Consider the following 13,646-nt stretch of genomic DNA (forward strand, 5'->3'; position numbering starts at 1 on the left):
ACTGAGAGGCTAGGATACACTTACTAATCTAAGGAAGGTGTTCCGGCCTCTTTTTTAAATCAAAGGAGGAAATGACACGTGAAAGTTCTTGTAATCGGAAGCGGTGGCCGCGAGCATGCCATTGCAAAACAATTTAATGATTCACCCTCAGTTGAGGAAGTATTTGTAGCACCAGGAAATGATGGAATGAAAAATGATGCAACAGTTGTTGGTATTGCACAAAATGATTTCAAAGCATTGATTGAGTTTGTGAAGGCAAATGATGTGGCGCTAACATTTGTTGGTCCAGAACAACCACTTGCAGAAGGAATTGTGGACGCATTTACAGCAGAGGACTTACGCATTTTTGGTCCAACACAGGCAGCCGCACAAATCGAGGGCTCTAAATCCTTTGCAAAGGAATTAATGGCAAAATACGATATCCCAACGGCCGCTTATGCGACGTTTACGGATGCAGAGGAAGCAGCGTTATATATTCAAAAACAGGGCGCGCCAATCGTCGTAAAAGCGGATGGTCTTGCGGCTGGTAAGGGCGTTATTGTAGCGATGACAGAACGTGAAGCTATTGAAGCGGTACGTGATATGATTGGCAATCAACGCTTTGGTGAATCTTCATCACGTGTTGTAATCGAAGAATTTTTAGACGGTGAAGAATTCTCATATATGTCCTTTGTACATGATGGACAGATTTATCCGATGGTGATTGCGCAGGATCATAAACGTGCGTATGACGGCGATAAAGGGCCAAATACAGGCGGTATGGGGGCTTATTCACCCGTACCTCAAATCTCTGATGAAGTCGTAAAACGTGCGTATGATGAAATTGTCGTACCGACTGTTGCGGCAATGGAACAAGAAGGAAAATCCTTTACCGGTATTTTATATGCGGGCTTAATTTTAACAGAGGACGGACCAAAAGTAATCGAGTTTAACGCACGCTTTGGTGACCCTGAAACACAGGTTGTGCTACCGCGTATGGCCTCTGATTTTGGTGAATTTATGATGGCACTGCTTGATAAAAAGCCATTTGATTTACAATGGTCGGATAAGGCAATGCTAGGTGTCGTGATTGCATCTGAAGGCTATCCGGGTACAGTGGAAAAAGGGAATGCACTACCAGATTTGACAGCATTAGCAGCGAAGTATCCAGTATTTCATGCGGGTACGAAGCAAGAAGGCAAACAATTTGTTGGGAATGGTGGACGTGTTCTTTTAGTGGCTGCACAGGCAGATAGTTTAAAAGAAGCACAGGCAGAAGTGTATGCAGCGATTCAGGACATACAGTGGCCGAACTTCTTCTATCGTCATGATATTGGTTGGCGAACATTTCAGTAATGTAAATATTTAAGCTATCCGAGTACTAGGGATAGCTTTTTTTTATGCATATATGGCATAATTATACCTATTAATGATAACGCTTACATTAACTTACTTATTTTGTGAACACCTTGTTAACGAATGAGTGAAGGCATGTTTAATTTATAGGCCATATGATACGATACACCATATGATGTTTAAAAAGTATGAATCGAACATAATCTATGCACAAAAATAATAAAGAAAGAGGTGGAAGAAATGCTTGAGCCAACTTGGAAACTACAGGATTTACATCAACAGGCAGACGTATTGGACGGTAAAAAAGGGCCGTCAATACTCTTAATGAATGCACGCTATTTACATAGCACACTAAAACAATGGTTACAGGGGAATATTTGGATTGAGGGAGAGCGCATTGTTTACGCGGGTCCAGATATGCCAAAAAATCTAGAGGGTACAGAAGTAGTAGAGATGTCAGGGAAAACACTTGTACCAGGATATATCGAACCACATGTTCATCCATTCCAGCTATACAATGCCGTCACATTTGCAGACTTTGCAGCGCAAACAGGAACGACAACGATGCTTTGTGATAACTTAACGTTTTATTTGAATATGAAAAATGATACAGCATTTCACCTGCTGGATGAATTGAAAAAATTACCGTTTACGTTTTATTGGTGGGTACGCTTAGATTCCCAAACACAAATGATTCGTGAGCATAACTTATTCTCAGGGCATGCACTTAAAGAATGGGGGAAGCGACCAGATGTATTAATGGCGGGAGAACTGACGTCATGGCCGCGTTTAGTAGACGGGGATGACCAGCTACTTTACTGGCTACAACTTGCGAGCACATACGGTAAAAAAATCGAGGGGCATTTACCGGGTGCTTCTGAAAAAACATTAGCGAAAATGAAATTGTTTGGCATTGATGGGGACCATGAATCGATGACATTTGATGAAGTGAAGCGTCGTTTATTGCATGGTTATGATGTGACATTACGTTATTCATCGATTCGCCCGGATTTACCAGACATTTTACGCGATATGGTGGCAGAGCAATGGACAGCTTATGACCACTTAATGCTAACAACAGATGGTTCGATGCCTCACTTCCATGTAGATGGATTAATGGACAAATGTATTCGCGTCGCACTTGAAGCGGGTGTACCGCCGATTGAAGCGTACCAAATGGCATCTTACAATACAGCGCGCTATTATAATCTTGATAAATACCAGGGCTTTATCGCGACGGGCCGCTTAGCAAATATTAATGTGTTAGAGGATGAATTCCATCCAACGCCTGTCAGTGTATTATCAAAGGGTCAATGGTTAAAGCGTGATAATAAACAGGTGCGTTCACTGAATGATTTCTCACTCAACGACTATCATCAGCCATTGACGCTTGATTTTGATCTGACTGAGGATGATTTCCAGTTCTCGATGCCATTTGGAATTGAGATGGTTAATGATGTCATTACGAAGCCCTACAGCATTAACTTACATGTGAATGAAGGGGACCTTGAAAAAGGTCATGATGAATGTTTCCTTGTGCTCGTTGACCGCTATGGTAAATGGCGTGTTAATACGATGTTAAAAGGTTTTGCGACGCATTTAGATGGCTTTGCTTCAAGCTATTCAATTACGGGCGATATTATTTTAATCGGAAAAAATACAACATCGATGATGCGCGCGTTCCGTGAAGTCCGTGCTATGCAAGGCGGTATCGTTGTTGTAGAAGGCAATGAAGTTATTGAAAAAATGGAGCTGAAACTCGATGGTATTATGTCAGATAAGTCAATGGATGACCTCATCGTTGAGGAAGCACGTATCGTTAATGCCGTAAAAGAACGTGGCTATAAACATGGGGATTTAATCTATACTTTATTGTTCCTACAGGCGACGCATTTACCGTATATTCGCATTACACAGCGCGGCATTTTTGACGTTATGAAAAAACAGGTACTATTCCCTTCAGTTATGCGCTAACTTTCCCTTTCACACGTTGAAGTGCGACGCTTTCACAGATGAAAGTAATTTTACTTTTCTCTCACACTTTAACGTGCTAAAATAAAGAGGAATTATAGTAAAAATCTTGCCCGGACTGTGGGAGGAGGATTCTTATGCAAATTGAGAAAATTCGTGGTCATCAAACAGAACAACTTTTTAAAGCCATTTTAGAATTAAAAGATATTGAAGAATGCTATCAATTTTTTGATGACTTATGCACAATTAGTGAAATTCAATCACTATCACAACGTTTTGAAGTAGCTCATTTACTACGTTTGAAAAAAACATACGAAGCGATTAAAAATGAAACTGGCGCATCTACTGCGACAATTTCACGCGTACGTCGCTGCTTCGATTATGGAAATGATACGTATGATGAAATGTTGGGTCGTCTTTATCCGGACGAAAAAAGCTACGCAGAAGCAACACGAAAATAGACACAAGAAAAGGCCTGTCCTACACATTTACAAAAGTAGGATGAGGCCTTTTTCTATTCGCAGTAAGACGTTAGACAAGGTATACTAAGAGAATAGAAAATTGATAAAGGTGGAGAACGATGGAATTTCAACAGTGGAAGCATGTCTTCAAGCTAGATCCTGCAAAGGACATCGACGACGAGGCACTAGAGAGGCTATGTGAGTCAGGGACAGACGCTATTTTAGTTGGTGGTACGGATAACATTACAATCGATGGTGTACTCGACTTATTAGCTCGTGTGCGCCGTTTTTCTGTGCCAGTCGTATTAGAGGTTTCAGATTTAGAATCAATTACACCTGGCTATGACTTCTATTTCATTCCAACGGTCTTAAATAGTACAAATACGACGTTTGTGAAAGATTTACATCATGCTGCGATTAAAGAATACGGCATGTTTATGAACTGGGATGAAATTGTTGCAGAAGGCTACTGTGTATTAAATCCTGACTGTAAAGTGGCGAAGTTAACGGAAGCCAAGACAGATTTAGAAGATGAAGATGTTGTAGCGTATGCACAAATGGCAGAGGAGTTATTTCATTTGCCGATTTTCTACATGGAATATAGCGGCACATATGGCGACCCAGATCTTGTTTACGAAGTGAGTCGTGTGCTAACGAAGACGAAGTTAATTTATGGCGGTGGCATTACCTCGGTTGAGCAGGCGAAGGCAATGGCTAGTTATGCAGATATCGTCGTTGTAGGAAATGTAATTTATGATGATTTGAAAACCGCATTGAAAACAGTGAAAGCTGTTCAGGAAATGTGTTAAAATAAGAACAAATGTTTGTAAAGGATGGTGCAAAATGGACCAACTAACGAAAAATTTATTGAACGGTATGAATAAAGAACAAGCACAGGCAGTCCAAGCAACGGAAGGACCCCTGCTAATTATGGCAGGTGCCGGTTCTGGTAAAACACGCGTGCTAACACATCGCATTGCGTATTTAGTAATTGAAAAAATGGTGAATCCATGGAATATTTTAGCGATTACCTTTACGAATAAAGCGGCACGTGAAATGCGTGAACGTATTGACGGTCTACTAGGTAATGGTACAGGTCAGCAAATGTGGGTATCTACATTCCACTCGATGTGTGTGCGTATTTTACGTCGCGATATCGACCGGATTGGCTTTAGTAAAAACTTCACGATTTTAGATACGACAGACCAATTAACAGTTATCAAAAATGTATTAAAAGAACAAAATATTGACCCAAAACAATATGACCCGCGCATGCTATTAAATGCGATTAGTTCTTCAAAAAATGAATGCATTTCGCATCGTGAGTATAAGGCAGCGGCAAGTGAAAATAATCCACATGAAAAAACGGTTGCCAATGTCTATGAAGGTTATCAACGTCGATTAGAGAAAAACCAAAGTCTTGATTTCGATGATTTAATTATGATGACCATTCGTTTATTTGAAGAAGTACCAGAAGTATTAGCGTTTTATCAAGATAAATTCCAGTATATTCACGTTGATGAATATCAAGATACGAACCACTCACAGTACAAGCTCGTAAAAATGATGGCGTCTAAATTCCAAAACATTTGCGTTGTGGGGGATTCAGATCAATCAATTTACCGCTGGCGTGGTGCGGATATTACGAATATTTTATCGTTTGAAAAAGATTATCCAACAGCTAAAACAATTATGTTAGAGCAAAACTATCGTTCGACCAAAACGATTTTAGCGGCGGCCAATAGCGTTATTAAAAATAACTCAAGTCGTTTTCCAAAAGAATTACGTACGGAAAATGAGGAAGGCGCAAAAATTATATTAAATCGTTCATACGATGAAAAAGCCGAAGCACAATTTGTCGTGAAAACGATTCAAGAGGCGATGCGTGATGGCTATAACGCGGATGATTTTGCCATTCTTTACCGTACAAATGCACAGTCACGTGTAATGGAAGAAATGCTTGTGAAATCAAATATGACGTACACAATCGTTGGCGGCACGAAGTTCTATGACCGTAAAGAGATTAAAGATTTATTAGCTTACTTACGATTGATTGCGAATAATGATGATGACCTAGCACTTGCGCGTATCATCAATGAACCGAAGCGTAGTATTGGAGCGACGTCATTTGAGCGCATGATGCAGTTTGCATTTGAGCAGGATCGTTCGATTTTTGATGCACTACGTGAAGTTGATTTTATGGGGTTATCAATGCGTGCTACAAATTCAGCAGTAGGTTTCCGTGCGATGATTGAGCGTTTTACACAAATGCAAGATTATATGTCGGTGACGGAACTTGTAGAGGAAGTGCTTGATAAATCAGGCTACCGCGAAATGTTAAAAGCGGAAAAAACCATTGAAGCGGAAAGCCGATTAGAAAATATTGAAGAGTTTTTATCTGTAACGAAAGCGTTCGAGGAAAGCAGTGATGACAAAACATTGATTGCCTTCCTAACGGATTTAGCACTTGTCGCAGATATTGACCAGCTTGGCAAAGAGGAAGAAGAGCAAAAAACAGGTGGCGTTGTATTAATGACAATGCACTCTGCAAAGGGTCTTGAATTCCCAATCGTCTTTATTATCGGTATGGAGGAAAATATCTTCCCGCACTCACGTTCATTAATGGACAATGATGAAATGGAAGAAGAGCGACGTCTTGCTTACGTAGGAATTACGCGTGCAGAGAAACAGCTCTATTTAAGCTGTGCGCAAATGCGTACGCTGTATGGTCGCTCAAGTTTCAATACACCTTCTCGTTTCTTAAATGAAATTGATTCGGATTTAATTGAAGAAACGATGACAAAACGTTCATCGCAAAGTGGGGCATATAGTGCGCCTCGTCGTCAGTCAGGCTATCGTCAGTCAACAGGCCAAACACGCGGGAAAGCATTAGCGTCGAAATCAGCATTAAAAGATACAGGCGGTAGTAAGGTAGCTTGGCAAGTGGGGGACAAAGCAGCTCATGGTAAATGGGGTGTCGGTACGGTCGTATCCCTTCGCGGTGAGGGCGATGGTATGGAACTTGATATTGCGTTCCCAGCACCAACAGGTATCAAACGTCTGATGGCTAAATTTGCGCCAATTACGAAGCAATAAGGAGGAATTCATGTGGAAAAAGTACAGCTAGAGCAACGCGCGGCTGAATTAAATAAAGTATTAACACAATACGGTCACGAATATTATGATTTGGATGCGCCAACTGTTCCGGATGCAATTTATGATCAATTAATGAAGGAACTCATCGATATTGAAGAGGAATATCCAGATTTACGTTTTCCAGACTCTCCAACGCAACGTGTCGGTGGGCAAACATTAACAGCGTTTGAAAAAGTCACACATGACCATCCGATGCTAAGTCTTGGTGATACATTTAGCGAGGAAGATGTACGTGCCTTTGATGAGCGTGTACGCCAAAATATCGGTGATAACTTCCGCTACGTCTGTGAGCTCAAAATTGATGGTTTAGCGATTTCATTAAAATATGTCGATGGCGTTTTCGTACAAGGCGCTACACGCGGAAACGGGACAATCGGTGAAAATATTACTGAAAACTTAAAAACCGTTCGTTCCGTACCACTTCGTTTAACGAAACCTGTAACGCTTGAGGCGCGCGGTGAGTGCTACATGCCGAAACGTTCATTTAATAATTTAAATAAAGAGCGTGCCGAGCGCGAAGAAAACTTATTCGCCAACCCACGTAATGCGGCGGCTGGCTCGTTACGTCAGCTAGATCCTAAAATCGCAGCAAGCCGTAATCTCTCAACATTTATGTATGCACTTGGTACAAATGGCGAGGAGTTTGGTCTTACATGTCATAGTGATGCACTTGATTTCTTAGAAGAATTAGGTTTCCGTTCAAATCACGAGCGCCGTATTTGTACATCATTAGATGAGGTATTTGCATATATCGAGGAATGGACGGAGAAACGTCCGACATTGCCATATGAAATCGATGGTATCGTAATTAAGGTTGATGATTATGACCAACAACAAGAGCTTGGCAACACTGTAAAAGTTCCTCGCTGGTCGATTGCGTACAAATTCCCAGCAGAAGAAGTTGTCACGAAGGTACTCGATATCGATTTAACGGTTGGTCGTACCGGGGTTGTAACACCAACAGCTGTTCTTGAGCCTGTGCTTGTTGCAGGGACGACAGTACAACGTGCATCACTGCATAATGAAGATATTATTCGCGAAAAAGATATTCGCATTGGAGACCATGTGATTATCCGCAAAGCGGGCGACATTATTCCAGAGGTGAAGCAGGTACTCTTTGACCAACGTGCAGAGGATGCGGCACCATACGCGATGCCGACACACTGTCCGGCATGTGATAGCGAGCTTGTGCGCCTTGAAGATGAAGTAGCACTGCGCTGTGTGAACCCACAATGCTTCGCACAAATTGCAGAGGGCTTAGCGCATTTTGTGTCACGTAATGCGATGAATATTGATGGCTGTGGTGAGAAAGTGGTCGCACAACTTTTACGTGAAGGCTTAGTGAAGGATGTTTCGGATTTATATCATTTAAAGATGGACGAACTAATTCAGCTAGAGCGTATGGGTGAAAAATCTGCGACAAAATTAATCGATGCAGTGGAAGCATCGAAAGCAAATTCACTAGAGCATTTATTGTTTGGGTTAGGCATCCGCCATGTCGGCTCAAAGGCAGCGAAAATTTTAGCAGCGCATTTTGAAACGATGGATGCACTAATGGCTGCGACAGAGGAGCAGCTAACAGAAGTATTTGAAATTGGTGAAAAAATGGCATCCTCTCTTGTGACATATTTTGCGAATGAAGAGGTGCAAGAATTGCTAGCGCGTTTACGCGATGCAGGGATCAATATGTCGTATACTGGCAAAAAAGTAGATACATCTGAAATCGATAGCAACTTTAACGGCAAAACAATCGTCCTAACAGGGAAACTTGAACGATTGACACGTTCCGAAGCAAAGGCGAAAATAGAAGCATTAGGTGGAAATGTAACAGGGAGCGTCAGCAAAAAGACAGATCTTGTCATTGCTGGTGCTGAAGCTGGCTCAAAACTCGACAAGGCCGAAAAATTAGGCATTGTCGTATGGGACGAAGAACGCCTAATCGAAGAATTATCAGAGTAAAGGAGATCGCATACTATGAAACGACATCTTCGCTGGATTCCGGCGATGGTTGCGACTGCCTTATTAGCAGGTTGTAGTCTACCTTCGTTTAACAAAAACTCCGAAGTAACAACGACTGAAACAACTTCTAAAAGTTCAGAATCAACAATCATTCCGAGCATGCAAATTGATGACCAATATTACCGTACGCTACTACCATATAAAGAGAGTGCGTCACGTGGATTAATCGTATCAAATATTTATTCTCGCTACGATATTCAGGAAGCGGAAACCGGTTTAATGCGTTTATCATTAAACCAATTCCCGACGGATAAATATTACTTCCAAGAAGGCCAATATTTAGATGCAAAAACAATGAAGAGCTGGCTTTCTCGCAGCAATGTAGACAAATTAGGCTTAAACCCAAGTAATAAAGGAATGAATCCTGAAGAAAGCGCCACAAAAGCTCCTATTTATGTAGCACATGTAATCGAACAAAATTATTTAACAAAAACTGGCGACAAAAAAGTGAAACTAGGCGGTATTTCAATTGGTCTAGCTATGAACTCCGTTTACTATTATCAAAAAGAAGCGTACGGTGCGACATATGAGGAAGCAATTCCACAAGCACAGCTTTTAGAGAATGGTAAAAAAATCGCACAAAAAATGGTGAAGCGTCTACGTAGTATGGACGGCTTAGGGAATGTGCCGATTACAGTTGGTTTATATAAACAATTGAGCCATAAAGACATTGTGCCAGGCACTTATTTTGCAACTGCCACAGCTGGGGAAGGTTCGTCCTCTCTTCAAAAATGGGAAACCGTTGATGAGGAGTATGTGCGTTTCCCAACGGATAGCACAGATGACAAGTACAGCGAAACAAATGACAACTTTAATACATTTAAAGATGACATTGATACGTACTTTACAAACAACACCAATGTAATTGGTCGTGGCTTCTTCAAAGATGGCAAAATCCAACGTTTATCAATTGAGATTCCAGTTAAATTTAATGGTACAGGGGAAATGATTGGCTTCGTACAATATGTTTCAAGCGCTGTATCATCACAATTTAAAAAAGATTTACAAGTAGAAATTAGTATCACATCGTCCAATAAACCAGAAGCGCTCGTTGTAAAAGATTCTGGCGAAGCTGAGCCATATGTGCATATTTACAATGACTAGCTTGTAACATGACAATGAGAATTGCGCGAAGGCGTGATTCTTATTTTTTTTGGAAATGACTAGACAACTTTTCATTAAACTGCAACAATCGTTTTTGAAAAGAATGATTTTTTTCAGACAATTCATTGTATAATTTGATAGTGTCGTTTAAAGTGCATTCCTGCCTAATTGGCATAAAAAAGCTTTAAACCCTTTATTTACAAGGATTGGCCGACACTTTAGTGAATTAGAGTGTCTTGATTAAACAATCATAGAAATGATATTATTATCGGTATGGTTATCGAATTTGGAGGTGTACAACATGGCAAAACTTTCAGTAGAGGAAGTAAAACACGTAGCGAAATTAGCTCGTCTTGCGATTACGGACGAAGAGGCAGAAAAGTTTGCGACGCAATTAGACGCAATCACTGACTTTGCGAACGAATTACAAGAATTAGATACAACAGACGTCGTACCAACTACGCACGTTCTACCAGTTCACAACGTATTCCGCGAAGATATTCCTGCTAAAGGTCTTGATCGCGATTTAATGATGAAAAACGTTAAAGAACAACAAGATGGTTTAGTTAAAGTACCACCAATCATCGCTCAATAATTTTACAAGGAGGCACAATGATGTCATTGTTTGATAAAACATCAGCTGAATTACAACAAGCTCTTTTAAACAAAGAGATTACAATCGCTGATTTAACAAAAGAAGCATATGCACGCATCGACGCTTTAGACGGCGAAGTAGGCGCATTTTTAGCTTTAAACGAAGAAGCTGCAGAACAAGAAGCTGCAGAAAAAGATCAAGTACCATTTGAAGAACGTGGACCACTATTTGGTTTGCCTATCGGTGTGAAAGATAATATCGTAACTGAAGGCATTGAAACAACATGTGCTTCAAAAATCTTAGAAGGCTTCAACCCAATCTACAGCGCAACAGTTGTGGAAAAACTACGTGAAGCAGGCATGGTTACAGTTGGTAAAGTAAACATGGATGAATTTGCGATGGGTTCTGCCAACGAAAACTCAGCAATCAAAAAAGTTCATAACCCTTGGGACTTTGACCGTGCTCCTGGTGGTTCTTCAGGTGGTTCTGCAGCAGCAGTAGCAGCTGGCGAAGTACCATTCACATTAGGTTCTGATACAGGTGGTTCTATTCGTCAACCAGCAGCATTCTGTGGTGTAGTCGGTATGAAACCAACATATGGCCGCGTATCTCGTTACGGTTTAGTAGCGTTCGCGTCTTCATTAGACCAAATCGGACCAATCACACGCAACGTACGCGACAACGCTTTATTACTTGAAGCAATCGCTGGCGTGGATGAGCACGATTCAACTTCAGCAAACGTAGAAGTACCAAGCTATGTTGACCAATTAACTGGTGACATCAAAGGTCTTAAAGTTGCTGTACCTCAAGAATACTTAGCAGAAGGTGTATCAGAAGGCGTGAAAGCACAAGTTCTTGCTGCAATTGAAAAATTAAAAGAACTTGGCGCAACAGTTGATACTGTGTCACTTCCACACTCTAAATATGCATTAGCTGCTTACTATATCATTTCTTCTTCTGAAGCATCATCTAACCTTTCTCGTTTTGACGGTATCCGTTACGGTTTCCGTGCTGAAGCAGATAACTTAGAAGATTTATATCTACAAACGCGTGCACAAGGCTTTGGTGATGAAGTAAAACGTCGTATCATGCTTGGTACGTATTCATTATCAGCTGGTACGTATGATGCTTACTACAAAAAAGCACAACAAGTTCGTACATTAATCAAACAAGATTTCGATAAAGTATTCGAAGAGTATGATGTAATCGTTGGACCAACAACACCAACAACTGCATTCAAACTAGGCGAAAACTTAGACGATCCAATGACTGTCTATGCAAACGATATCTTAACTGTTCCTATTAACTTAGCTGGCGTACCTGCTATCTCAATCCCTTGTGGTTTCGATAACAACATGCCTGTAGGTTTACAAATCATCGGTAAATACTTCGAAGAAGGCACAATTTACCGCGTAGCAGATGCGTTCGAGAAAGCTACTGACTTCCACAACGCAAAACCTCAAACTTGGGAGGTAAAATAACAATGGCATCAACTAATTATGAAACAGTCGTTGGTTTAGAAGTACACGTTGAGTTAAAAACGAAATCTAAAATTTTCTCTCCATCTCCTAACCAATTCGGCTCTGAACCAAATACAAACACATCTGTAATCGACTTAGGTTACCCAGGTGTTTTACCGGTTGTAAACAAAGAAGTAGTAAACTACGCAATGCGCGCAGCACTAGCTCTTAACATGGACATCAACCAACATACAAAATTCGACCGTAAAAACTATTTCTACCCTGATAATCCGAAAGCTTACCAAATTTCACAATTTGATAAACCAATCGGTGAAAACGGCTGGTTAGAAATCGAAGTAAACGGTGAGAAAAAACGTATCGGTATCACGCGTATCCACATGGAAGAAGATGCTGGTAAATTAACGCACGGTGCAAACTCATCATTAGTCGATTACAACCGTCAAGGTACGCCTTTAGTTGAAATCGTATCTGAGCCAGATATCCGTACACCGGAAGAAGCGTATGCATACCTTGAAAAACTAAAAGCAATCATCCAATACACAGGCGTTTCAGACGTACGTATGGAAGAGGGTTCTCTACGTTGTGATGCCAACATCTCAATCCGTCCTTACGGTCAAGATGAATTCGGTACACGTACAGAGCTTAAAAACTTAAACTCATTCAACTTTGTTCGTAAAGGGATTGAGTATGAAGCACAACGTCAAGAAGCGGTATTAAACGCTGGTGGCGAAATCAAGCAAGAAACTCGTCGTTTCGATGAGAAAACAGGTAAAACAATTCTTATGCGTGTCAAAGAAGGTACGGACGATTACCGTTACTTCCCAGAACCTGACTTAGTAGACATCGTAATCGATGATGCATGGTTAGAACAAGAACGCGCTATGATTCCTGAATTACCAGATGCTCGTCAAGCACGCTACGTAGCAGAAATGGGCTTACCAGCTTATGATGCCGGCGTATTAACACTTTCTAAAGAAATGGCTGACTTCTTTGAAGGCACAGTTTCTGAAGGTGCAGATGCGAAACTTGCTTCTAACTGGTTAATGGGTGAAGTAAGTGCATACCTAAATGCAGAACAAAAAGAATTACATGATACGGCATTAACACCAGCTGGTCTTGCTAGCATGATTAAATTAATTTCTGACGGTACGATTTCTTCTAAAATTGCGAAGAAAGTATTTAAAGAATTAATCGAAAACGGTGGCGATGCGAAGAAAATCGTTGAAGAAAAAGGGTTAGTTCAAATCTCTGATGCAGGCGCGCTTGTACCAATGATTACGGAAATCCTTGATAACAACGAACAATCTATCATCGACTTCAAAAACGGTAAAGACCGTGCGATTGGCTTCTTAGTTGGTCAAATTATGAAAGCTACTCGCGGTAAAGCCAACCCACAAATGGTTAATAAAATCTTATTAGAAGAAATCCAAAAACGATAATAAGTGTTGAACACACTTGTTCAGCACGCTTGTTTTTGAAAGATGGATGACATGCTAGAGGACCATCTATCCTTATAACGGCATG

Annotated in this window: 10 protein-coding genes; all 10 read left to right on the forward strand. The window is 40.8% G+C overall.

Translation table 11 applies throughout. The annotated features are described in order from the left end of the window. Positions 1 to 78 precede the first annotated feature (78 nt). The 10 genes from purD (at position 79) to gatB (ending at position 13,561) form a co-directional block, all read left to right on the forward strand. Complete coding sequence (purD, locus tag KTHG_RS19335; protein ID WP_139995975.1) at positions 79 to 1,335, forward strand: phosphoribosylamine--glycine ligase; 1,257 nt, start codon at positions 79 to 81, stop codon at positions 1,333 to 1,335. Between the two features lie 240 nt (positions 1,336 to 1,575). Further along, positions 1,576 to 3,309 (forward strand): adenine deaminase C-terminal domain-containing protein, encoded by a 1,734-nt coding sequence (locus KTHG_RS19340; RefSeq protein WP_139995977.1) that lies wholly within the window; start codon positions 1,576 to 1,578, stop codon positions 3,307 to 3,309. A gap of 134 nt (positions 3,310 to 3,443) precedes the next feature. Then, the gene (locus KTHG_RS19345; protein WP_126989139.1) at positions 3,444 to 3,767 is read left to right on the forward strand and encodes a YerC/YecD family TrpR-related protein; all 324 of its coding nucleotides are present in this window, start codon (positions 3,444 to 3,446) and stop codon (positions 3,765 to 3,767) included. A gap of 119 nt (positions 3,768 to 3,886) precedes the next feature. Continuing rightward, a complete protein-coding gene (pcrB, locus tag KTHG_RS19350) occupies positions 3,887 to 4,576 on the forward strand; it encodes a heptaprenylglyceryl phosphate synthase (protein ID WP_139995979.1) in 690 nt (229 codons plus the stop codon). Positions 4,577 to 4,610: 34 nt separating this feature from the next. Continuing rightward, positions 4,611 to 6,863 (forward strand): DNA helicase PcrA, encoded by a 2,253-nt coding sequence (gene pcrA / locus KTHG_RS19355; RefSeq protein ID WP_139995981.1) that lies wholly within the window; start codon positions 4,611 to 4,613, stop codon positions 6,861 to 6,863. Between the two features lie 12 nt (positions 6,864 to 6,875). Beyond that, complete coding sequence (gene ligA / locus KTHG_RS19360) at positions 6,876 to 8,882, forward strand: NAD-dependent DNA ligase LigA (protein WP_139995983.1); 2,007 nt, start codon at positions 6,876 to 6,878, stop codon at positions 8,880 to 8,882. 15 nt (positions 8,883 to 8,897) lie between these two features. Then, complete coding sequence (locus KTHG_RS19365; RefSeq protein WP_126989143.1) at positions 8,898 to 10,046, forward strand: CamS family sex pheromone protein; 1,149 nt, start codon at positions 8,898 to 8,900, stop codon at positions 10,044 to 10,046. Positions 10,047 to 10,347: 301 nt separating this feature from the next. Next, on the forward strand, positions 10,348 to 10,641 hold the full coding sequence (gene gatC / locus KTHG_RS19370) for an Asp-tRNA(Asn)/Glu-tRNA(Gln) amidotransferase subunit GatC (protein ID WP_139995986.1): 294 nt from the start codon (positions 10,348 to 10,350) through the stop codon (positions 10,639 to 10,641). Between the two features lie 20 nt (positions 10,642 to 10,661). Then, positions 10,662 to 12,122: an Asp-tRNA(Asn)/Glu-tRNA(Gln) amidotransferase subunit GatA gene (gene gatA, locus KTHG_RS19375; protein ID WP_139995988.1), complete on the forward strand. Its 1,461-nt coding sequence runs from the start codon at positions 10,662 to 10,664 to the stop codon at positions 12,120 to 12,122. A gap of 2 nt (positions 12,123 to 12,124) precedes the next feature. Next, positions 12,125 to 13,561, forward strand: a complete 1,437-nt coding sequence (gene gatB, locus KTHG_RS19380) for an Asp-tRNA(Asn)/Glu-tRNA(Gln) amidotransferase subunit GatB (protein WP_126989145.1) — start codon at positions 12,125 to 12,127, stop codon at positions 13,559 to 13,561. Positions 13,562 to 13,646 lie beyond the last annotated feature (85 nt).

Origin of the sequence: Kurthia sp. Dielmo, assembly GCF_000307285.2 — a bacterium.
GTDB classification, from domain to species: domain Bacteria; phylum Bacillota; class Bacilli; order Bacillales_A; family Planococcaceae; genus Kurthia; species Kurthia populi.